Source organism: Pseudomonas sp. UBT, assembly GCF_050915955.1.
Classification (GTDB): Bacteria; Pseudomonadota; Gammaproteobacteria; order Pseudomonadales; family Pseudomonadaceae; genus Aquipseudomonas; species Aquipseudomonas antarctica_A.
This window is the reverse complement of record NZ_CP168079.1, coordinates 4,440,619-4,461,879: the sequence shown is the minus strand read 5'-3', so window position 1 is coordinate 4,461,879 and position 21,261 is coordinate 4,440,619. Positions and strand designations below refer to the sequence as shown.

At 59.4% G+C, this 21,261-nt stretch carries 18 protein-coding genes; 9 read left to right on the top strand and 9 right to left on the bottom strand.

All coding sequences use genetic code 11. The features are described 5' to 3' along the window. Window positions 1-39 precede the first annotated feature (39 nt). The 5 genes from purB to ACDZ94_RS20585 form a co-directional block, all read right to left on the bottom strand. Window positions 40-1,410 carry an adenylosuccinate lyase gene (gene purB, locus ACDZ94_RS20605; protein WP_064452898.1) on the bottom strand — a complete coding sequence of 457 codons (1,371 nt, stop codon included), beginning with the start codon at window positions 1,408-1,410 and terminating at the stop codon, window positions 40-42. Between the two features lie 125 nt (window positions 1,411-1,535). After that, window positions 1,536-2,159, bottom strand: a complete 624-nt coding sequence (hflD, locus tag ACDZ94_RS20600) for a high frequency lysogenization protein HflD (RefSeq protein WP_016969254.1) — start codon at window positions 2,157-2,159, stop codon at window positions 1,536-1,538. Then, window positions 2,156-3,280 carry a tRNA 2-thiouridine(34) synthase MnmA gene (gene mnmA, locus ACDZ94_RS20595; RefSeq protein WP_432750730.1) on the bottom strand — a complete coding sequence of 375 codons (1,125 nt, stop codon included), beginning with the start codon at window positions 3,278-3,280 and terminating at the stop codon, window positions 2,156-2,158. Before mnmA ends, hflD begins: the two co-directional genes overlap by 4 nt. A 59-nt stretch (window positions 3,281-3,339) precedes the next feature. Beyond that, entirely contained in the window at window positions 3,340-3,786 is a 447-nt protein-coding gene (locus tag ACDZ94_RS20590; RefSeq protein ID WP_053256833.1) for an NUDIX hydrolase, read from the bottom strand. A 229-nt stretch (window positions 3,787-4,015) separates the two neighbouring features. Beyond that, window positions 4,016-6,241 (bottom strand): NADP-dependent isocitrate dehydrogenase, encoded by a 2,226-nt coding sequence (locus tag ACDZ94_RS20585; RefSeq protein WP_221295074.1) that lies wholly within the window; start codon window positions 6,239-6,241, stop codon window positions 4,016-4,018. Between the two features lie 493 nt (window positions 6,242-6,734). Between ACDZ94_RS20585 and icd the strand changes: the two genes are divergently transcribed. Next, a complete protein-coding gene (icd, locus tag ACDZ94_RS20580) occupies window positions 6,735-7,991 on the top strand; it encodes an NADP-dependent isocitrate dehydrogenase (RefSeq protein ID WP_064452894.1) in 1,257 nt (418 codons plus the stop codon). 83 nt (window positions 7,992-8,074) lie between these two features. Here icd and cspD read toward each other — a convergent pair whose 3' ends face one another. Then, on the bottom strand, window positions 8,075-8,356 hold the full coding sequence (gene cspD, locus ACDZ94_RS20575; protein WP_064452893.1) for a cold shock domain-containing protein CspD: 282 nt from the start codon (window positions 8,354-8,356) through the stop codon (window positions 8,075-8,077). 223 nt (window positions 8,357-8,579) lie between these two features. Here cspD and clpS point away from each other — a divergent pair, with 223 nt between their 5' ends. Together clpS and clpA are read left to right on the top strand one after the other, a co-directional pair. Continuing rightward, the gene (gene clpS, locus ACDZ94_RS20570) at window positions 8,580-8,948 is read left to right on the top strand and encodes an ATP-dependent Clp protease adapter ClpS (protein WP_053256829.1); all 369 of its coding nucleotides are present in this window, start codon (window positions 8,580-8,582) and stop codon (window positions 8,946-8,948) included. A 29-nt stretch (window positions 8,949-8,977) separates the two neighbouring features. Beyond that, a complete protein-coding gene (gene clpA / locus ACDZ94_RS20565; protein WP_064452892.1) occupies window positions 8,978-11,248 on the top strand; it encodes an ATP-dependent Clp protease ATP-binding subunit ClpA in 2,271 nt (756 codons plus the stop codon). A 237-nt stretch (window positions 11,249-11,485) separates the two neighbouring features. Here the strand turns inward: clpA and infA are convergent, their stop codons facing one another. From infA to aat, 3 genes are all read right to left on the bottom strand, one after another. After that, the gene (gene infA, locus ACDZ94_RS20560; protein WP_002553999.1) at window positions 11,486-11,704 is read right to left on the bottom strand and encodes a translation initiation factor IF-1; all 219 of its coding nucleotides are present in this window, start codon (window positions 11,702-11,704) and stop codon (window positions 11,486-11,488) included. Window positions 11,705-11,804: 100 nt separating this feature from the next. Continuing rightward, a complete protein-coding gene (locus tag ACDZ94_RS20555) occupies window positions 11,805-12,512 on the bottom strand; it encodes an arginyltransferase (protein WP_221295072.1) in 708 nt (235 codons plus the stop codon). A gap of 56 nt (window positions 12,513-12,568) precedes the next feature. Then, window positions 12,569-13,249: a leucyl/phenylalanyl-tRNA--protein transferase gene (gene aat, locus ACDZ94_RS20550; protein ID WP_432750729.1), complete on the bottom strand. Its 681-nt coding sequence runs from the start codon at window positions 13,247-13,249 to the stop codon at window positions 12,569-12,571. 498 nt (window positions 13,250-13,747) lie between these two features. Here aat and ACDZ94_RS20545 point away from each other — a divergent pair, with 498 nt between their 5' ends. Genes ACDZ94_RS20545 through cysG form a run of 6 tightly spaced genes read left to right on the top strand, consistent with a single transcriptional unit; the run spans window position 13,748 to window position 21,247 of the window. Beyond that, complete coding sequence (locus ACDZ94_RS20545) at window positions 13,748-16,153, top strand: DNA translocase FtsK (RefSeq protein WP_221295071.1); 2,406 nt, start codon at window positions 13,748-13,750, stop codon at window positions 16,151-16,153. 54 nt (window positions 16,154-16,207) lie between these two features. Then, window positions 16,208-16,831, top strand: coding sequence for an outer membrane lipoprotein chaperone LolA (gene lolA / locus ACDZ94_RS20540; RefSeq protein WP_064452889.1), 624 nt, complete (start codon window positions 16,208-16,210; stop codon window positions 16,829-16,831). A gap of 27 nt (window positions 16,832-16,858) precedes the next feature. After that, on the top strand, window positions 16,859-18,181 hold the full coding sequence (locus ACDZ94_RS20535) for a replication-associated recombination protein A (protein WP_064452888.1): 1,323 nt from the start codon (window positions 16,859-16,861) through the stop codon (window positions 18,179-18,181). Continuing rightward, window positions 18,181-18,555: a fluoride efflux transporter CrcB gene (gene crcB, locus ACDZ94_RS20530; protein WP_024076158.1), complete on the top strand. Its 375-nt coding sequence runs from the start codon at window positions 18,181-18,183 to the stop codon at window positions 18,553-18,555. The genes ACDZ94_RS20535 and crcB overlap by 1 nt, the downstream gene beginning before the upstream one ends. A 16-nt stretch (window positions 18,556-18,571) precedes the next feature. Next, the gene (gene serS, locus ACDZ94_RS20525) at window positions 18,572-19,852 is read left to right on the top strand and encodes a serine--tRNA ligase (protein WP_064452887.1); all 1,281 of its coding nucleotides are present in this window, start codon (window positions 18,572-18,574) and stop codon (window positions 19,850-19,852) included. Next, entirely contained in the window at window positions 19,853-21,247 is a 1,395-nt protein-coding gene (cysG, locus tag ACDZ94_RS20520) for a siroheme synthase CysG (protein WP_064452886.1), read from the top strand. Window positions 21,248-21,261: the final 14 nt, after the last annotated feature.

The following is a 21,261-nucleotide window of genomic DNA, read 5'->3' as shown; positions in this document are numbered from 1 at the left end:
CCCGGCGCGGCCGGGCGTCTCAAGAGGGCTTGCGCTAAATCAGATGCGCTTGGCTTGCGCCACCGCGTTGCCGATGTAGTTGGCCGGGGTGAGCAATTTCAGCTCGGCCTTGGCGGCGGCAGGCATATCCAGGCCGTCGATGAAAGTTTGCAGCGCGTCGGAGGTGATGCCCTTGCCGCGCGTCAATTCTTTCAGCTTTTCGTAAGGGTTTTCGATGTTGTAGCGGCGCATCACGGTCTGGATCGGCTCGGCCAATACTTCCCAGCACGCATCCAGGTCGGCGGCGATTTTCTGCGCGTTGAGTTCCAGTTTGCTGATGCCTTTGAGGCTGGCTTCGTACGCGATCACGCTGTGGGCGAAGCCTACGCCGAGGTTGCGCAGTACGGTGGAGTCGGTCAGGTCGCGCTGCCAGCGGGAAATCGGCAACTTGCTGGCCAAGTGCTGGAACAGTGCGTTGGCGATACCGAGGTTGCCTTCGGAGTTTTCGAAGTCGATCGGGTTGACCTTGTGCGGCATGGTCGAGGAACCGATTTCACCGGCAATGGTGCGCTGCTTGAAATAGCCCAGGGAAATGTAGCCCCAGATATCGCGATCGAAGTCGATCAGGATGGTGTTGAAGCGCGCAATGGCGTCGAACAGCTCGGCGATGTAGTCGTGCGGTTCGATCTGAGTGGTGTACGGGTTGAAACCCAGGCCCAGCTCATCTTCGATGAAGGCGCGGGCGTTTTCTTCCCAGTCGATTTCGGGGTAGGCCGACAGGTGCGCGTTGTAGTTACCTACGGCACCGTTGATCTTGCCCAGCAGCGGCACGGCGGCGACTTGGGCGATCTGGCGCTCCAGGCGGTACACCACGTTCGCCAGCTCTTTACCCAGGGTGGTCGGCGACGCCGGCTGACCGTGGGTGCGCGACAGCATTGGCACGTCGGCGAAACGGATGGCCAGTTCGCGGATAGCGTTGGCGGTCTGGCGCATCAGCGGCAGCATTACGTCATCACGGCCTTCGCGCAGCATCAGGGCGTGGGACAGGTTGTTGATGTCCTCGCTGGTGCAGGCAAAGTGGATGAACTCGCTGACCTGGGCCAGTTCCGGCAGCTTGGCCGCTTGCTCTTTGAGCAGGTACTCAATGGCTTTGACGTCGTGGTTGGTGGTGCGCTCGATCTCTTTCACACGCTCGGCGTGCTCCAGGGAGAAGTTTTCCGCCAGGGTGTTCAGTACAGCGTTGGCTTCGGCGGAAAACGCCGGCACTTCGCTGATGGCGGGGTGAGCGGCCAGGCGCTGGAGCCAGCGCACTTCAACCAGGACACGAGCACGGATCAAGCCGTATTCGCTGAAAATAGGGCGCAGGGCCTGGGTTTTGCCGGCGTAGCGGCCGTCAACAGGGGAAACCGCAGTGAGCGAAGAGAGCTGCATGGGGTGTTCTCGGACAGTCGGGCAACGAAATGGGGCGCGTATCATACATGAAAAAATCCGCCGGTCCGTTGCCAACTGACCGGCGTATTACGCGTAACGGCTTGAAAATGGCCTGTCGGTGCGACTTATTCGTTGCGCATCAACGGGTAAAGCTCTTTGAGCAATTTGCGACGACTGATCACCAGTTGCCAACGATGGCCGCCCAATTGCCGCCACAACCGTGCCGAGCGAATACCGGCCAGGAGCAGGGCGCGGATTTTCGAGGCGTTATTGGGTTGCTGCAGGTTGCGCATGTCGCCATGGACCTGGATTCGCTGGCGCAAGGTGCTCAAGGTGTCCTGGTACAGCGCGCCGCAGGCGGCGATCACGTTTTCGTGGGCCGGGCCGAAGTGTTCCACCTGGGACTGAATCTGCGGCAGGCGTTTGCCGATGGTTTCGAGCATGTCCTCGCGTTTGGCCAGTTGGCGCTCAAGGCCGAGCATGGACAGCGCATAGCGCAATGGCTCGCGCTGCAAGGTGCTCGGGTCACGCTCCAGGGCGCCGATCAGCGCGCGATAACCTTCGCGCAGCGCCAAATCGTCACCGCCATAGACTTCCAGAGTGTCCTTGGGGTCGCGGATCAGCAAGCTGCCGAGCATGCAGGTCAGGCCGGCTTCGGTGACCTGGCCGGTCTTGGCGATCTTGTCGACCAGTACGGCAGCGAGGAAAACCCCGCCGAGTGCCGTCAATTGCTCCTGGGTCGGGCTCATGCCGGGTTGCTCCAGGGCTCGGCGACTTCAATCACGCCACCGCCCAGGCAAATTTCGCCGTCATAGAACACCACGGACTGGCCAGGAGTGACCGCGCGTTGCGGGTCATCAAAGGTGGCGCGATAGCCGGTGGCGGTTTTTTCCAGGGTGCAGGGCTGATCACTCTGGCGATAGCGCACTTTGGCGGTCAGGCGGCGCGGAGTGCTCAAGTCGACAGGGTTGACCCAGTAGATCTCCGAAGCGAGCAGGGCGCCGGAGAACAGCAGTGGGTGGTCATTGCCCTGGCCGACGATCAGTACGTTGTGCTCCAGATCCTTGATCAGCACGTACCACGGCTCTTCGCCGGCGTCTTTCAAACCGCCGATACCCAGGCCCTGGCGCTGGCCGATGGTGTGGTACATCAGGCCATGGTGACGGCCGATGACTTCACCTTCGGTGGTTTTGATCTCGCCCGGTTGCGCCGGCAGGTACTGCTTGAGAAAGTCGCTGAAACGGCGCTCACCGATAAAGCAGATCCCGGTGGAATCCTTTTTCTTGGCGGTGGCCAGGCCGTGTTTCTCGGCAATCTTGCGCACCTCGGGCTTTTCCAGCTCGCCTACCGGGAACAGGGTCTTGGCGATCTGTTCGCCGCCGACGGCATGCAGGAAGTAGCTCTGGTCCTTGTTCGGGTCCAGGCCTTTAAGCAGTTCGGTGTGACCCTCGATGTCGCGACGGCGCACGTAGTGGCCAGTGGCGATCAGGTCGGCGCCGAGGATCATGGCGTAGTCGAGGAACGCCTTGAACTTGATTTCGCGGTTACACAGGATGTCCGGGTTCGGCGTGCGGCCTGCCTTGTATTCGGCCAGGAAGTGCTCGAACACGTTGTCCCAGTACTCCGCGGCAAAGTTGGCGGTGTGCAGCTTGATGCCGATCTTGTCGCACACGGCCTGGGCGTCCGCCAGGTCGTCCATGGCGGTGCAATATTCCGTTCCATCGTCTTCTTCCCAGTTCTTCATGAACAGGCCTTCCACCTCATAACCCTGCTCCATGAGCAGAACGGCGGAAACGGAAGAATCCACGCCGCCGGACATGCCGACGATGACGCGCTTCTTTTGTGTGTCAGAAGGGGCTGGATCACGCATAGGGTTTCAACGGGTGTCTTGAAAAAGGACGCGATTCTATCAGGCCCAAGCCCTCAAGGCTAAAGAGAAGGGCGGATCAATTCGAGACTGTGGCGCTGGCCGGCCAAATAATCATCGATACAGCGGATGATCAGTTCGCTGCGCCAGTCGTCGCGCACGGCCATCAGCTCGTCACGGGTGAGCCAGCGGGCGCGGATGATGCCGTCGTCCAGTTGATACTCCGGATGGTGTTTGAGGGCCTTGGCGGTGAAGCACACGCGCTGGTAGGTCACGCCGTTGCTGGGGGCGGTGTACAGGTAAATCCCGACAATGCCGGTGGCTTCGACGTCCCAGCCGGTTTCTTCGAGGGTCTCGCGCACGGCGGCTTCGGTCAGGGTTTCGTTCGGGTCGAGGTGGCCGGCGGGCTGGTTGAGCACGGCGCGGCCGCCCTTGAGTTCTTCGACCATCAGGAAGCGGCCGTTGTCTTCGACGAGGGTGGCGACGGTGATGTGGGGTTGCCAGGTCATTCAAAACCTCGATTCATGGTGCGGGGCGGTCTTTGGGCAGGATTGCAGTCAGTGTGGGAGCGGGCTTGCTCGCGAATGCAATGCATCAGATATGCATCGGGCGACTGGCACGCCGCATTCGCGAGCAAGCCCGCTCCTACATTTTAATCCGGTTTCTTCAGCGAAAAGCGCAGTGGGCACAAACAGAAACCCCGGCACGGGGCCGGGGCTTCTTTGCATCCTTACAACCTTACTTCAACTTGGCAATGGCCGCGTTGAGGGTGTTGCTTGGGCGCATGGCTTTGCTGGTCAGCTCCGGGTTCGGCGCGTAGTAGCCACCGATGTCCACTGGCTTGCCCTGTACGGCGTTCAGCTCGGCAACGATGGTCGCCTCGTGTTCGCTCAGGGTTTTAGCCAGCTCGCCGAACTGCGCTTGCAGTGCCGTGTCTTCGGTCTGGGCGGCCAGGGCTTGAGCCCAGTACAGCGCCAGGTAGAAGTGGCTGCCGCGGTTGTCGATGTTGCCGACTTTGCGCGATGGCGACTTGTTGTTGTCGAGGAACTGGCCGGTGGCCTGGTCCAGGGTCTTGGACAGCACCAGGGCTTTCGGGTTGTTGTAAGTCACACCCAAATGCTCAAGGGAAGCGGCCAGGGCCAGGAACTCGCCCAGGGAATCCCAGCGCAGGAAGTTCTCTTCAACCAGCTGTTGCACGTGCTTGGGAGCCGAACCGCCGGCGCCGGTTTCGAACAGGCCACCGCCGTTCATCAGCGGTACGATCGACAGCATCTTGGCGCTGGTGCCCAGTTCCATGATCGGGAACAGGTCGGTCAGGTAGTCGCGCAGTACGTTGCCGGTCACCGAGATGGTGTCCTGGCCCTTGCGGGTACGCTCCAGGGTGAACTTCATCGCGTCGACCGGCGACATGATGCGGATGTCCAGGCCTTCGGTGTTGTGGTCTTTCAGGTAAGCCTGAACTTTCTCAACCACGACGCCGTCGTGAGCGCGCTGTGGGTCCAGCCAGAAAATCGCTGGGGTGTTGCTGGCGCGGGCACGGTTGACGGCCAGTTTGACCCAGTCCTGGATCGGTGCGTCTTTGGTCTGGCACATGCGGAAGATGTCGCCGGCTTCAACAGCCTGTTCCATCAGCAGGGTGCCCTTGCTGTCGGTGACGCGCACGACGCCGTCAGCCTTGATCTGGAAGGTCTTGTCGTGGGAGCCGTACTCTTCGGCTTTCTTCGCCATCAGGCCAACGTTTGGCACGCTGCCCATGGTGGTTGGGTCGAAAGCGCCATGCGCCTTGCAGTCTTCAATGACGGCTTGGTAGATGGTGGCGTAGCAGCGATCCGGGATCACCGCCTTGGTGTCGTGCAACTGGCCGTCGGTGCCCCACATTTTGCCGGAGTCACGGATCATTGCCGGCATCGAGGCGTCGACGATCACGTCGCTCGGCACGTGCAGGTTGGTGATGCCTTTGTCGGAGTTGACCATCGCCAGGGAAGGGCGAGCGGCGTAGACCGCCTGAATGTCAGCTTCGATCTGTGCTTGCTGGTCGGCAGGCAGTGCCTTGATGCGAGCGTACAGGTCGCCGATGCCGTTGTTCAGGTTAAAGCCGATCTGCTCCAGCACGACAGCGTGCTTGGCCAGGGCATCTTTATAGAACTCGGCAACGATCTGGCCGAACATGATCGGGTCGGAGACCTTCATCATGGTGGCTTTCAGGTGGACCGACAGCAGCACGCCTTGTTTCTTGGCGTCTTCGATTTCAGCGGCGATGAAGCTGCGCAGGGCTTTCTTGCTCAGCACGGCGGTGTCGATGATCTCGCCGGCTTGTACCGAGGTCTTTTCTTTCAGTACGGTCGCGGTGCCGTCTTTGGCGATCAGCTCGATCTTCACAGCGTCAGCGGCTTCGATCTGTACGGCTTTTTCGCTGCCGTAGAAGTCGCCGTTGCTCATGTGAGCGATGTGCGATTTGGAGTCCGCAGCCCAGGCGCCCATTTTGTGCGGGTGCTTGCGGGCGTAGTTCTTGACCGACAGCGGTGCGCGGCGGTCGGAGTTGCCTTCGCGAAGGACCGGGTTCACGGCGCTGCCCTTGACCTTGTCGTAACGTGCACGGGTTTCTTTTTCCGCGTCGGTGGTTACGGTTTCCGGGTAGTCCGGCAGGGCGTAGCCCTGGGCCTGCAGTTCCTTGATCGCAGCTTGCAGCTGCGGGGTCGAGGCGCTGATGTTAGGCAGCTTGATGATGTTGGCTTCAGGTGTAACGGCCAGGTCGCCCAGTTCGGCGAGGTGGTCCGGGACAGCCTGGGTACCCAGTTGCTCGGGGAAGCTTGCGAGGATGCGCGCGGCCAGGGAGATGTCGCGGGTTTCCACGGCAATATCAGCGGAAGCGGTGAAGGCCTCTACGATAGGCAGCAGTGAATAGGTGGCGAGGGCTGGTGCTTCGTCGGTGAAGGTGTAGATGATCTTCGAGCGGGTGGGCATATTCGGATTAACTCTCTTCTTTGCTGAAAGCGTGCGCAGAAACTCGAGATGCGCCGGGTGGAGCGCGTTCGTTCAAAGTCATCCATGAGCGAAATGTCGAGGTTTCTTCGCGGTGATGTTGGGTTGCATCAGTCGAGCGTCAAGCGGGTGGACTATTGTAATAGTCCTGCTTTCTGGCTGAAGGCTACTGTCTAGAGCGGTCAGCTGTCGTGACTCTTGGGTCAGCGGCGGCATTATACATAGGTCGCTATGCTTACGCCGAGCCTTCATACAAAAGGTGAGTCGTCCATTGGTCTAAAGGTCGCAGGGCCCGGACTGCGACCAAAGTCGCACGATGTGCTCAAGATTGGCGATTTTGCCTTTGCTTTCAAGCTTGTAGACGACCAAATATGCTGTTTTCGATGCAAATGAGCCTGGCGCGAGGTTTCGGTCGCCATTTATCTGGAGTAGGCTCGAACGCAGCCAGATGTTCAATCCATAGATGGAGTTCAGCATGGGATACAAGAAGATTCAGGTTCCGGCAGTCGGCGACAAAATCACCGTCAATGCAGACCATTCTCTCAATGTTCCTGACCAACCGATCATCCCCTATATAGAAGGCGACGGTATTGGCGTCGACATCAGCCCTGTGATGATCAAGGTGGTCGATGCAGCTGTTGAAAAGGCTTACGGCGGCAAGCGCAAAATCTCGTGGATGGAGGTTTATGCGGGCGAGAAGGCGACTCAAGTTTACGACCAGGACACCTGGCTCCCCCAGGAAACCCTGGATGCGGTCAAGGATTACGTGGTTTCCATCAAGGGCCCGCTGACCACGCCGGTTGGCGGCGGCATTCGTTCGTTGAACGTGGCCCTGCGTCAACAGCTCGACCTGTATGTGTGTCTGCGCCCGGTGCGTTGGTTCGAAGGTGTACCCAGCCCGGTCAAGAAGCCTGGCGATGTCGATATGACCATCTTTCGCGAGAACTCCGAGGATATTTACGCCGGTATCGAGTGGAAGGCCGGTTCGCCGGAAGCGATCAAGGTGATCAAGTTCCTGAAAGAAGAGATGGGCGTCACCAAGATTCGCTTCGATCAGGACTGCGGCATCGGCATCAAGCCAGTGTCCCTGGAAGGCACCAAGCGCCTGGTGCGCAAAGCCCTGCAGTATGTCGTGGATAACGACCGCGACTCGCTGACGATCGTGCACAAAGGCAACATCATGAAGTTCACCGAAGGTGCCTTCAAGGAGTGGGCCTACGAAGTGGCGGCTGAAGAGTTCGGTGCGACACTGCTCGACGGTGGCCCGTGGATGCAGTTCAAAAATCCGAAAACCGGCAAGAATGTGGTGGTCAAGGACGCTATTGCCGATGCGATGCTCCAGCAGATCCTGTTGCGTCCGGCCGAATACGATGTAATCGCGACCCTCAACCTGAACGGTGACTACCTCTCCGATGCCTTGGCGGCGGAAGTGGGCGGTATCGGTATTGCCCCGGGGGCCAACCTGTCGGATACCGTGGCAATGTTCGAAGCCACCCATGGCACCGCACCGAAATACGCAGGCAAAGACCAGGTAAACCCCGGTTCATTGATTCTGTCGGCAGAAATGATGCTGCGGCACATGGGGTGGACGGAGGCGGCTGACTTGATCATCAAGGGCACCAATGGTGCTATTTCGGCCAAGACCGTGACCTATGACTTCGAGCGCCTGATGGAGGGCGCCAAGCTGGTGTCGTCTTCGGGCTTTGGTGATGCGCTGATTTCGCACATGTAAACAGCAGGCAAGAAAAAACCGGCCGTCTCAAGTGGAATGAGGTGGCCGGTTTTTTTATTGCAACCTGCAGGCTCAGTGGCGGATCAGGCCATTACTGTCTTTTCTTTGTGAGCCGCTGGGATTGCGGGGTTTTCGTGTACTTCGGTTTTTACTGCCTCGATCTTCACTGCGTGCAGTCCTTTCGGTCCCTGAATGGTTTCAAAGCTCACCGCTTGACCTGCTTTCAGTGTCTTGTAGCCGTCCATGGTAATTGCCGAGTAATGCGCAAAAAGATCTTCTTCGGGTTTTCCTTCCGCGTTAACGAACCCGAACCCTTTGGCATTATTGAACCATTTGACCTTGCCATTGATCTTGACGCCAGACATACCATATCCCTCTGCACCAGACTCCATCACTGGAGTATCATCCAGTTTATCCGTCCTAACCCGAATAAATAAGGTTGACTGCGCGGACCTTTTTTACCCACTGTGGGTTCTATTGGTTGTAACACCGATTCGCCGATAGTCAAGGCGACCGTATAGTCAGAGTTGAAATTCCGGCAGGTCGCCCCCATCACCGTATTTGAACCACTGACGAACCTTTCTTTCCATGCATGCAATCAGCCAGATTCGACTAACATTCAATCAGGATCGCCCGGATCAGGAACACGATGACGACGGTTCTGCAGGCATTGCTGTTCAGGAGGCTAAGCCTGCTCTACAGGCGCCGCCGATGTACAAGGTGGTTTTGTTCAATGATGACTACACACCGATGGATTTCGTGGTCGAAGTGCTCGAGGTGTTTTTTAACCTGAACCGCGAGTTGGCGACCAAGGTAATGCTGGCCGTTCACACAGAAGGACGGGCAGTATGTGGAGTGTTTACCCGCGACATCGCCGAGACAAAGGCCATGCAGGTCAACCAGTACGCCAGGGAAAGCCAGCATCCGCTACTCTGTGAAATCGAGAAGGACGGTTAACGCCGACCACTTGGGTATGAGGTGAAGCTATGTTAAACCGCGAGCTCGAAGTCACTCTCAATCTTGCCTTCAAGGAGGCTCGTTCGAAGCGTCATGAATTCATGACCGTCGAACACCTGCTGCTGGCACTTTTGGATAACGAAGCTGCCGCCACCGTTCTGCGTGCGTGCGGCGCCAACCTCGACAAACTCAAGCATGACCTGCAGGAGTTTATCGACTCCACCACGCCACTGATCCCCGTGCATGACGAGGACCGTGAGACCCAGCCGACGCTGGGCTTTCAGCGGGTATTGCAGCGTGCTGTGTTCCACGTACAGAGCTCCGGTAAGCGTGAAGTCACAGGCGCCAACGTGCTTGTGGCGATTTTCAGCGAACAGGAAAGCCAGGCAGTGTTCCTGCTGAAACAGCAGAGCGTTGCCCGTATTGATGTCGTCAACTACATCGCCCACGGTATCTCCAAGGTGCCTGGGCACGGCGATCATTCCGAGGGTGAGCAGGATATGCAGGACGACGAGGGCGGTGAGTCTTCTTCTTCGGGCAATCCACTGGATGCCTATGCCAGTAACCTCAATGAACTGGCGCGCCAGGGGCGGATCGATCCGCTGGTGGGGCGTGAGCTTGAGGTTGAGCGTGTAGCGCAGATCCTCGCGCGTCGTCGCAAGAACAATCCGTTGCTGGTGGGTGAGGCGGGCGTGGGTAAAACCGCGATCGCCGAAGGCCTGGCCAAGCGCATTGTTGATAACCAGGTGCCTGACTTGCTGGCCAACAGCGTCGTCTACTCCCTTGATCTCGGCGCGTTGCTCGCCGGGACCAAGTACCGTGGCGATTTCGAGAAGCGCTTCAAGGCGCTGCTCGGCGAGCTGAAAAAACGCCCGCAAGCGATCCTGTTTATCGATGAGATCCACACCATCATTGGTGCCGGTGCGGCATCCGGCGGGGTGATGGACGCCTCCAACCTGCTCAAGCCATTGTTGTCGTCGGGTGATATCCGCTGCATTGGCTCGACCACGTTCCAGGAATTTCGCGGGATCTTCGAAAAAGACCGCGCCCTGGCGCGTCGCTTCCAGAAGGTCGACGTGTCCGAGCCTTCGGTTGAAGACACCATCAGCATCCTGCGCGGGCTCAAGGGGCGTTTTGAAGCGCACCATGGCATCGAGTACACCGATGAGGCGTTGCGAGCGGCTGCTGAGCTGGCGTCGCGCTACATCAATGATCGCCACATGCCGGACAAGGCGATCGACGTGATCGACGAAGCAGGGGCGTACCAGCGTCTGCAGCCGGTCGAGAAACGCGTGAAACGCATCGACGTGCCTCAGGTCGAGGACATCGTGGCGAAGATCGCGCGGATTCCGCCAAAACACGTCAACAGTTCCGACAAAGAGCTGCTGCGTAATCTGGAGCGCGACCTCAAGCTGACCGTGTTCGGTCAGGATGCGGCCATCGACGCGCTGTCCACAGCGATCAAGTTGTCGCGTGCGGGCCTCAAGTCGCCGGACAAACCGGTCGGTTCGTTCCTGTTTGCAGGCCCTACCGGCGTCGGCAAGACCGAAGCGGCGCGGCAGTTGGCCAAGGCCATGGGTATCGAACTGGTGCGCTTCGACATGTCCGAATACATGGAGCGCCACACGGTGTCGCGCCTGATCGGTGCGCCTCCAGGCTATGTGGGGTTCGATCAGGGCGGTCTGTTGACCGAGGCGATCACCAAGCAGCCGCATTGTGTATTGCTGCTCGATGAAATCGAGAAGGCCCACCCGGAAGTCTTCAACCTGCTGCTGCAGGTCATGGACCACGGAACCCTGACCGACAACAACGGGCGCAAGGCGGACTTCCGCAATGTCATCGTGATCATGACCACCAACGCGGGTGCTGAAACCGCTGCGCGAGCCTCTATCGGCTTTACGCATCAGGATCACTCCTCTGATGCGATGGAAGTGATCAAGAAGAGCTTCACGCCGGAGTTCCGCAACCGTCTGGATACCATTATCCAGTTTGGTCGCCTCAGCCATGAGGTCATCAAAAGCGTGGTGGACAAGTTCCTTACCGAGCTTCAAGCGCAGTTGGAAGACAAGCGCGTGCAGCTGGACGTGACGGACGCGGCGCGCAATTGGCTGGCACAGGGTGGCTACGATTCGGCAATGGGCGCTCGCCCAATGGCGCGTCTGATCCAGGACAAGATCAAGCGGCCACTGGCCGAAGAGATCCTGTTTGGCGAGCTTTCCGATCATGGCGGTGTGGTACACATCGACTTGAAGGATGGCGAGTTGACCTTCGAGTTCGAAACCACGGCCGAAATGGCCTGATAGCTGACTGCAACACAGCAAAAAGGCGCCGAAAGGCGCCTTTTTGCTGTCTCCTAAACACTGAAGATCAAATGCGGGAGGGGGCTTGCTCCCGATGACGGTGTGTCAGTCGCTGAATATATTGACTGGCCCGCCGCTATCGGGAGCAAGTCTCCCTTCCCACAGGTTTTGCAGTGTCAGGCAAATAGCTCACACACAAAAACGCCCGGCATAACCGGGCGTCTTGTATTGACTTGATTAACGAGCGCGGTAAGTGATGCGCCCTTTGCTCAAGTCATAGGGCGTCAGCTCGACGCGCACTTTGTCACCGGTAAGAATACGAATGTAATTCTTGCGCATCTTGCCGGAGATATGCGCGGTTACGACGTGCCCATTTTCCAACTCCACACGAAACATGGTGTTGGGCAGGGTGTCGACGACAGTGCCTTCCATTTCGAAGCTGTCTTCTTTCGACATGCAGTAAAGCCCTCGGTATCCAGTGAATGGCCCGGTGCAACTGCGCCAGGCAAAAGCGGCGTGCATTGTGCCCGAAAAAGGGTGTTCAAGCCAAGGGGTTCTAGTTAAGCGTTACCCATCTTTGATTAATCAGTAGCTCAATGGGCCGATATTGGGTCTTGTAGTTCATCTTTTTGCAGTTCTTGATCCAGTATCCGAGGTACACCGCTTCCAGTTCCAGACGCAGGGCTTCACCGACTTGCCAGAGAATGGCGAAACGCCCGAGACTGCGACGTTCTTCCATGGGTTCATAGAAGGTGTACACCGCCGACAGGCCGTTGGGCAGCAGGTCGGTTACGGCGACCGCCAGCAGGCGCCCGTCCAGGCGGAACTCGTAGAAGCGGCAGAAGGGCAAGTCGCGCACCAGAAATGTCGAAAACTGATCGCGGCTGGGCGGAAACATGTCGCCGTCGGCATGACGCTGCTCGATGTAGCGTTGGTAAAGATCGAAATATTCTTCGCTGAAGTGCGGTTTGGTGGCGGTGACTGTCAGGTCGGCATTGCGCTTGAGGATGCGTTTCTGGTTGCGGTCCGGCAAAAACTGCGCGACCGGGATGCGTGCCGGCACGCAGGCATTGCAGTTCTGGCAATGCGGACGGTACAGGTGATCACCGCTGCGCCGAAAACCCATCTCTGAAAGGTCGGCATACACATGCACATCCATGGGCTGGCTGGGGTCGAGGAACAGCGTCGTGGCCTGCTCGTCGGGCAGATAGCTGCAGGAGTGGGCTTGAGTGGCATAAAACTTCAAGCGCGCCAGCTCGGTCATGATCAACCCTCGGGATAAGCTTTGAAATAAGTGTAAGCCAGGTGCAAGGAAGTCGCCTAGGAAACCCACGGTCCAGAGCTGCTTTGGTCCAAATGGTTGCGCAGGAACTCGGCGAAATCACTGCGCGGTATGGCGCGGGCGCCAAGGCTGTGCAGGTGATCATTGGGCATTTGGCAGTCGATCAGCACAAAGCCCCAGGCCTGTAGCTGACGGGTCAGTGTGGCAAAGCCGAACTTGGAGGCATTGGCGGCGCGGCTGAACATGGATTCGCCAAAAAATAATTGGCCCATCGCCAGGCCGTAAAGACCGCCGACCAACTGCCCTTCATCCCAAACTTCCACCGAGTGCGCGTAGCCGCGCTGGTGCAGCTCCAGGTAGGCGTTCTGGATGCCCTCGGTGATCCACGTGCCGTCCGCATAGCTGCGCGGCGCGGCGCACGCCTGGATGACGGCGGCGAAGTCCTGGTCGAATGTCACGGTATACCGCTGCTGGCGCAATAATTTGCCGAGGCTGCGTGAAACATGCAATTCGTCGGGGAATATCACCGTGCGCGGGTCTGGAGACCACCAGAGAATGGGCTGGCCTTCAGAGAACCACGGAAAGCAGCCATGGCGATAGGCCTGGACCAGTCGTTCGGCCGACAGGTCGCCACCGGCGGCCAGTAAGCCATTGGGTTCGCGCATGGCCTTGGCCAGTGGCGGAAAAGTCAGGGAGTCGCGTTGCAACCAGGTCAGCATGGCATCCAGGCTTACGGAAGGGGAGGGGAGTGGCAGGTGAGTCGCCTGCCGCAAGAGTGCTGATTATTGTCGACACAGCGCTGTGGGGCCAGCCCGAATAGGGCATTGAACGGGATTAGCGTGAGCGGGTGTTTCTGCAACTCTACGCCTGAGGCGCGGTCGTAATCGGGTCTGTGCCGTGGAGGCCAATGGCCAAGCTTGCCTGGTTTGCTAAATACAGCTCATAAGCCTTTGTCAGCAAAGGCAATGCATGCTCAAATTGAACAGGCTGTGACGCTTCAATTGTCTAGGCTGCCGGGTGAAGGGCAAGTACGTGGCATCGCCGACGCAAACCCGTACAATGTGGCCATTATGGCGTGATCGTCATTTCATCGATCCATCATCCGGTGTTAAAAAGTAGATTCAACGACGCTCGTTCATTTTTCAGCTGCTCGGATTGGGCAGTATTTGCAGTCATTCAACAGATGGACGCGCTAAAGGCGCAGGAAAAGACCCGTTTTGAAGAAATCCGCCGCAACACCTAAAGCAGCAGTCGTGCCGGCCTGGCGTCAGCACCTGCACTACCGACTCAAGGAAGGTGCGCTGATCGCCATTGGCGCCCTGTGCCTGTTCCTGATGATGGCCTTGCTCACCTATGGCAAGGACGATCCGGGCTGGAGCCACAACAGCAAGATCGAAGACGTGCAGAACTTCGGCGGCCCCGCCGGTTCCTACAGCGCCGATATTCTGTTTATGGTGCTGGGCTACTTTGCCTACATCTTCCCGCTGCTGCTGGCGATCAAGACCTGGCAGATCTTCCGCCAGCGTCACGAGCCGTGGCAGTGGAGCGGCTGGCTGTTCTCCTGGCGCCTGATCGGCCTGGTGTTCCTGGTGCTCTCCGGCGCGGCGCTGGCGCATATTCATTTCCACGCACCCACCGGCCTGCCGGCGGGCGCGGGCGGGGCGCTGGGCGAAAGCCTTGGCGACCTGGCGCGCAAGACCCTGAATATCCAGGGCAGCACCTTGATGTTTATCGCGCTGTTCCTGTTTGGTCTTACCGTGTTCACCGACTTGTCGTGGTTCAAGGTGATGGACGTGACCGGCAAGATCACGCTCGACCTGCTCGAGCTGTTTCAGGGCGCCGCCAACCGCTGGTGGTCGGCCCGGGTTGATCGCAAACGCATGGTTGCGCAACTGCGCGAGGTCGATACCCGTGTCAACGAAGTGGTGGCCCCGAGCACACCGGACCGACGTGAGCAAGCCAAGGTCAAGGAGCGCCTGATCGAACGCGAACAGGCCCTGAGCAAGCACATGTCGGACCGCGAAAAGCAGGTGCCGCCAGTGATTACGCCAGCGCCGGCCAAGGCGCCCGAGCCCAGTGCACGCGTGCAGAAAGAGAAGCAGGCGCCGTTGTTTGTCGACAGCGCCGTCGAAGGCACCTTGCCGCCGATCTCGATTCTCGACCCGGCCGAAAAGAAACAGCTCAACTATTCCCCGGAGTCGCTGGCGGCCGTAGGCCACCTGCTGGAAATCAAACTCAAGGAATTCGGCGTCGAAGTCACCGTGGATTCGATCCACCCAGGCCCGGTCATTACCCGTTACGAGATCCAGCCGGCCGCTGGCGTCAAGGTCAGCCGTATTTCCAACCTGGCGAAAGACTTGGCGCGCTCCCTGGCCGTAACCAGTGTGCGGGTGGTGGAAGTGATTCCCGGCAAGACCACCGTCGGTATCGAGATTCCCAACGAAGACCGCCAGATCGTGCGCTTCTCCGAGGTGCTGTCGACTCCGGAATACGACAACTTCAAATCGCCGGTCACCTTGGCCCTGGGCCATGACATCGGCGGCAAGCCGGTGATTACTGACCTGGCGAAAATGCCGCACTTGCTGGTTGCCGGTACGACGGGTTCCGGTAAGTCGGTGGGTGTGAACGCGATGATCCTGTCGATCCTGTTCAAGTCCGGCCCCGATGACGCCAAGCTGATCATGATCGACCCGAAGATGTTGGAATTGTCGATCTACGAAGGCATTCCGCACCTGTTGTGCCCGGTCGTGACCGACATGAAGGACGCCGCCAACGCACTGCGCTGGAGCGTCGCCGAGATGGAGCGCCGCTACAAGCTCATGGCGAAGATGGGCGTGCGTAACCTGTCGGGCTTCAACGCCAAGGTCAAGGAAGCCCAGGACGCCGGCACACCGCTGACTGACCCTTTGTACAAGCGCGAAAGCATTCACGACGAAGCGCCGCTGCTGACCAAGCTGCCAACCATCGTGGTGGTGGTCGATGAGTTTGCCGACATGATGATGATCGTCGGCAAGAAGGTTGAAGAACTGATTGCACGTATCGCCCAGAAGGCGCGCGCCGCCGGTATTCACTTGATTCTCGCTACCCAGCGTCCGTCGGTGGATGTCATCACGGGTCTGATCAAGGCCAACATCCCGACGCGGATGGCGTTCCAGGTCTCCAGCAAGATCGACTCGCGTACCATCATCGACCAGGGCGGCGCCGAGCAATTGCTCGGTCACGGTGACATGCTTTACATGCCGCCGGGCACCAGCCTGCCGATTCGTGTCCATGGCGCCTTTGTGTCCGATGACGAAGTGCACCGCGTGGTGGAAGCCTGGAAGCTGCGCGGCGCACCGGAATACAACGACGAGATCCTCGCGGGCGTTGAAGAAGCTGGCAGCGGCTTCGACGGCGGCAGCGGTGGCGACGATGATGCCGAAACCGACGCGCTGTACGACGAAGCCGTGGCGTTCGTGCTCGAAAGTCGTCGTGCTTCTATCTCCGCAGTGCAGCGCAAACTGAAAATCGGCTACAACCGCGCCGCCCGCATGATCGAATCCATGGAAAATGCCGGCGTCGTGACTGCTATGAACACCAACGGCTCGCGTGAAGTCATCGCCCCAGGGCAGATGCGCGACTGATCACATGCCGCGTGGCAGCACGCGGCTCGCCCTAACGACTCAATGAGGACTCCCATGCGTCTTATCCGCATGCTGTTGTTGCCGGCACTGGCCCTGACTGCTGTTTCGGCCCACGCCGATCCGGCCTCCGTGGCCAGCCTGAAGAACCTGTTGGACAAATCCCAAACCCTCACCGCGCGCTTCTCTCAGTTGACCCTGGATGCCGGTGGCACCCAGCTGCAGCAAACCGAAGGTGAAATGGCCGTGCAGCGCCCAGGGCTGTTCTATTGGCATACCGAAGGGAAGTCCGAGCAGACCATCGTTTCCGACGGCCAGAAAGTCACGCTGTGGGACCCGGACCTGGAGCAGGCGACCATCAAGAAGCTGGACCCGCGCCTGAACCAGACCCCGGCGTTGCTGCTCTCGGGCGACGTGTCGAAAATCAACGACAGCTTCGAGATCACCTCCAAGCAAACCAGCAACGTTATCGAGTTCACCCTCAAGCCGAAATCCAAGGACACGCTGTTTGACAGCCTGAACCTGTCGTTCGGCAACGGCGTGATCAACAACATGCGCCTGATCGACAGTGTCGGCCAACGCACCGATATCCTGTTCTCCGGGGTCAAGGCCAACCAGCCGGTGCCGGCATCCAAGTTCAAGTTCGACATCCCCAAGGGTGCCGATGTGATCCAGGAATAACCTGCCCAGAGGTTTCAAACGCTGCCCATGGACCTGTTTCGAAGTGACCCGATTGCTCAGCCCCTGGCCGCACGCTTGCGTTCGACCAACCTGGATGAGTACGTCGGGCAAGAACACCTGCTCGCTCGCGGCAAGCCTTTGCGCGAAGCCCTGGAGCAGGGGGCGCTGCACTCGATGATTTTCTGGGGGCCGCCGGGTGTGGGTAAAACCACCCTGGCACGGCTGCTGGCGAAAGTCTCGGACGCACACTTCGAAACGGTTTCCGCGGTACTGGCCGGGGTCAAGGAGATCCGCCAGGCGGTGGAAGTCGCCAAGCAGCAGGCCGGGCAATATGGCAAGCGCACCATCCTGTTCGTTGATGAAGTGCACCGCTTCAACAAGTCCCAGCAGGATGCGTTTTTGCCGTATGTCGAAGACGGCACGCTGATCTTTATTGGCGCGACCACCGAAAACCCTTCGTTTGAACTCAATAACGCCTTGCTCTCACGGGCGCGCGTCTATGTGCTCAAGAGCCTGGACGAAGCGGCGATGCAAAAGCTGTTGCACCGCGCCTTGGCCGAAGACAAGGGCTTGGGCAAGCGCCAGCTCAGTCTCAGTGACGAAGGCTTCAAGATTCTGCTGAGCGCCGCCGATGGCGACGGCCGCCGTTTTCTGAACCTGTTGGAGAATGCCTCCGACCTGGCCGAGGACGGCAGCGAGATCGGCGTCGATCTTCTGCAAAGTTTGCTCGGCGATACTCGCCGCCGCTTCGACAAGGGCGGCGAAGCCTTTTACGATCAGATCTCGGCGCTGCACAAGTCTGTGCGCGGTTCCAACCCCGACGGCGCGCTGTACTGGTTTGCGCGGATGATCGACGGTGGCTGCGATCCGCTGTACCTGGCGCGCCGCGTGGTGCGCATGGCCAGCGAAGACATTGGCAACGCCGACCCGCGCGCGCTGAGCCTGTGCCTGGCGGCCTGGGAGGTGCAGGAGCGCCTTGGCAGCCCGGAAGGCGAGTTGGCCGTTGCACAGGCCATTACGTATCTGGCCTGCGCGCCAAAAAGCAACGCGGTGTACATGGGCTTCAAATCAGCCCTGCGCGCTGCCGCCGAACACGGCTCGCTCGAAGTACCGCTGCACCTGCGCAACGCCCCGACCAAACTGATGAAACAGCTGGGCTACGGCGACGAATACCGTTATGCCCATGATGAGCCGGACGCCTATGCCGCCGGCGAAGATTACTTCCCCGATGAGCTTGAGCCGCAGCCGTTCTACCAGCCGGTGCCTCGTGGCCTGGAGCTGAAGATCGGTGAAAAGCTCAATCACCTCGCCCAACTCGATCGCCTCAGCCCCAAACAGCGGAGAAAGTAGTGCTCAAGACGATTCTTGCCGTGTCCGTAGCCGGCATCGCTGGTACATTATTGCGTTTCGCCACCGGTACTTGGGTCAACGCCAACTGGCCGAAGCATTTTTATGCGGCGACCCTGGCGGTCAACCTGGTGGGCTGCTTGATCATCGGGCTGTTGTACGGGTGGTTCCTGTTGCGCCCGGAAGTGCCGATTGAAATTCGGGCCGGCTTGATTGTCGGCTTTGTAGGCGGTCTGACGACCTTTTCATCCTTTTCACTGGATACGCTGCGCCTGCTGGAAAGCGGGCAGGCCCTGGTAGCCTTCGGTTACCTGGGCATCAGCGTGTTCGGCGGGCTGCTCGCCACCTGGGCTGGCCTGTCCTTGACCAAACTTTGATAAACGAGAGACCGACATGCTCGATTCCAAACTGTTACGTAGCAACCTTCAGGACGTAGCGGACCGCCTGGCATCCCGTGGCTTTGCCTTGGATGTTGCGCGCATCGAAGCGCTGGAAGAACAGCGCAAGACCGTCCAGACCCGCACCGAAGCACTGCAGGCTGAGCGTAATGCGCGTTCCAAATCCATCGGTCAGGCCAAGCAGCGCGGCGAAGACATCGCGCCGTTGATGGCGGACGTCGAGCGCATGGGCACCGAGCTGTCCGACGGCAAAGTCGAGCTGGAAGGCATTCAGAGCGAGCTGGACTCGATCCTGCTGGGCATTCCCAACCTGCCGCACGAGTCGGTACCGGTTGGCGAAGACGAAGACGGCAACGTCGAAGTGCGCCGCTGGGGCACGCCAAAAACGTTTGATTTCGAGATCAAGGATCACGTCGCCCTGGGCGAATTGACCGGTGGCCTGGATTTCGAAACCGCCGCCAAGATGTCCGGCGCGCGCTTTGCCTTGCTGCGCGGTCCGATTGCACGCATGCACCGTGCCCTGGCGCAGTTCATGATCAACCTGCACACCGGCGAACACGGCTACGAAGAAGCCTACACCCCGTACCTGGTGCAGGCTCCGGCCCTGATGGGCACCAGCCAGTTGCCGAAATTCGAAGAAGACCTTTTCAAGATCAGCCGTGATGGCGAAGCCGATCTGTACCTGATCCCGACGGCCGAAGTGTCGCTGACCAACATCGTGGCCGGCGAGATCCTCGACGCCAAGCAGCTGCCGATCAAGTTTGTTGCTCACAGCCCATGCTTCCGCAGTGAAGCCGGCGCGTCGGGGCGCGACACCCGCGGCATGATCCGCCAGCATCAGTTCGACAAGGTCGAGATGGTGCAAGTGGTTGAGCCATCGACCTCCATGGAAGCCCTGGAAGGCCTGACCGCCAACGCCGAGCGCGTCCTGCAACTGCTTGAGCTGCCTTACCGCGTGTTGGCGCTGTGCACCGGCGACATGGGCTTCAGCGCCGTGAAGACCTACGATCTCGAAGTGTGGGTGCCGAGCCAGGACAAATACCGCGAAATTTCGTCGTGCTCCAACTGCGGTGATTTCCAGGCCCGTCGCATGCAAGCGCGTTTCCGTAACCCGGAAACCGGCAAGCCGGAACTGGTGCACACCCTCAACGGTTCGGGCCTGGCGGTAGGCCGCACGCTGGTAGCCGTGCTGGAAAACTACCAGCAGGCTGACGGTTCGATCCGTGTACCTGAGGTGCTCAAGCCTTACATGGCAGGCGTTGAGGTCATCGGCTAAATGGAATTTCTGCCGCTGTTTCATAACCTGCGCGGCAGTCGTGTGTTGGTCGTCGGTGGCGGGGAGATTGCGTTGCGCAAATCCCGGCTGCTGGCCGACGCCGGTGCGTTGCTGCGGGTGGTTGCTCCCCAGATCGAAGACCAGTTGCGTGAACTGGTACTGGGCAGTGGCGGGGAACTGATTTTACGCGGTTATCAGGAGCCCGACCTTGAGGGTTGCACCCTGATTATCGCCGCGACCGACGACGAGCCGCTGAACGCGCAAGTGTCCAGTGATGCCAAGCGTCGCTGCGTGCCGGTCAATGTGGTGGACGCGCCAGCCTTGTGCAGCGTGATCTTCCCGGCAATTGTCGACCGTTCGCCCCTGGTGATTGCCGTGTCCAGCGGCGGCGATGCGCCGGTGCTGGCGCGCTTGATCCGGGCCAAGCTGGAAACCTGGATTCCTTCCACTTACGGCCAGTTGGCCGGGTTGGCGGCGCGTTTTCGTGCCCAGGTCAAAGGCTTGTACCCGGACGTTCAGCAGCGTCGTGCGTTTTGGGAAGAGGTTTTCCAAGGCCCGATCGCCGACCGTCAGTTGGCCGGGCAGGGCGCTGAAGCTGAGCGCTTGTTGATCGAGAAGGTTAACGGCGCGCCACCGTACGCGCCAGGTGAAGTCTATTTGGTGGGCGCAGGCCCGGGTGATCCGGACCTGCTGACCTTCCGCGCGCTGCGCTTGATGCAGCAAGCCGACGTGGTGCTGTATGACCGTTTGGTTGCTCCGGCGATTCTTGAGCTGTGCCGCCGGGATGCCGAGCGTATTTACGTCGGCAAGCGTCGCGCCGACCATGCCGTGCCGCAAGACCAGATCAACCAGCAATTGGTGGATCTGGCCAAGCAAGGCAAGCGTGTGCTGCGTCTAAAAGGTGGCGATCCGTTCATCTTTGGCCGTGGTGGCGAAGAGATCGAGGAATTGGCGGCCCATGGCATTCCGTTCCAGGTAGTGCCGGGAATCACTGCCGCCAGTGGTTGCGCGGCCTATGCCGGGATTCCGCTGACGCACCGAGACTATGCCCAGTCGGTACGTTTTATCACCGGGCATTTGAAGAACGGGACGTCAGACCTGCCTTGGCGGGATCTGGTGGGGCCGTCGCAGACCTTGGTGTTCTACATGGGTTTGATTGGCTTGCCGATCATCTGCGAACAACTGATCAAGCACGGTCGCGCAGCGGATACCCCGGCGGCGTTGATCCAGCAGGGCACCACGTCCAATCAGCGCGTGTTTACCGGCACCCTGGCGGACTTGCCGCGCATGGTGGCGGAGCATGAAGTGCATGCGCCGACCTTGGTCATCGTCGGTGAAGTGGTGGTGTTGCGCGAGAAACTGAAGTGGTTTGAAGGGGCGCAATCCCAGGTTTGAGCCTTAACCGCATT

Excerpts from the sequence above, each read along its gene's own strand:
- purB (WP_064452898.1), bottom strand. The coding sequence starts at position 1,410 with ATGCAGCTCTCTTCGCTCACTGCGGTTTCCCCTGTTGACGGCCGCTAC.
- hflD (WP_016969254.1), bottom strand. The coding sequence starts at position 2,159 with ATGAGCCCGACCCAGGAGCAATTGACGGCACTCGGCGGGGTTTTCCTC.
- mnmA (WP_432750730.1), bottom strand. The coding sequence starts at position 3,280 with ATGCGTGATCCAGCCCCTTCTGACACACAAAAGAAGCGCGTCATCGTC.
- ACDZ94_RS20590 (WP_053256833.1), bottom strand. The coding sequence starts at position 3,786 with ATGACCTGGCAACCCCACATCACCGTCGCCACCCTCGTCGAAGACAAC.
- ACDZ94_RS20585 (WP_221295074.1), bottom strand. The coding sequence starts at position 6,241 with ATGCCCACCCGCTCGAAGATCATCTACACCTTCACCGACGAAGCACCA.
- icd (WP_064452894.1), top strand. The coding sequence starts at position 6,735 with ATGGGATACAAGAAGATTCAGGTTCCGGCAGTCGGCGACAAAATCACC.
- cspD (WP_064452893.1), bottom strand. The coding sequence starts at position 8,356 with ATGTCTGGCGTCAAGATCAATGGCAAGGTCAAATGGTTCAATAATGCC.
- clpS (WP_053256829.1), top strand. The coding sequence starts at position 8,580 with ATGCATGCAATCAGCCAGATTCGACTAACATTCAATCAGGATCGCCCG.
- clpA (WP_064452892.1), top strand. The coding sequence starts at position 8,978 with ATGTTAAACCGCGAGCTCGAAGTCACTCTCAATCTTGCCTTCAAGGAG.
- infA (WP_002553999.1), bottom strand. The coding sequence starts at position 11,704 with ATGTCGAAAGAAGACAGCTTCGAAATGGAAGGCACTGTCGTCGACACC.
- ACDZ94_RS20555 (WP_221295072.1), bottom strand. The coding sequence starts at position 12,512 with ATGACCGAGCTGGCGCGCTTGAAGTTTTATGCCACTCAAGCCCACTCC.
- aat (WP_432750729.1), bottom strand. The coding sequence starts at position 13,249 with ATGCTGACCTGGTTGCAACGCGACTCCCTGACTTTTCCGCCACTGGCC.
- lolA (WP_064452889.1), top strand. The coding sequence starts at position 16,208 with ATGCGTCTTATCCGCATGCTGTTGTTGCCGGCACTGGCCCTGACTGCT.
- ACDZ94_RS20535 (WP_064452888.1), top strand. The coding sequence starts at position 16,859 with ATGGACCTGTTTCGAAGTGACCCGATTGCTCAGCCCCTGGCCGCACGC.
- serS (WP_064452887.1), top strand. The coding sequence starts at position 18,572 with ATGCTCGATTCCAAACTGTTACGTAGCAACCTTCAGGACGTAGCGGAC.
- cysG (WP_064452886.1), top strand. The coding sequence starts at position 19,853 with ATGGAATTTCTGCCGCTGTTTCATAACCTGCGCGGCAGTCGTGTGTTG.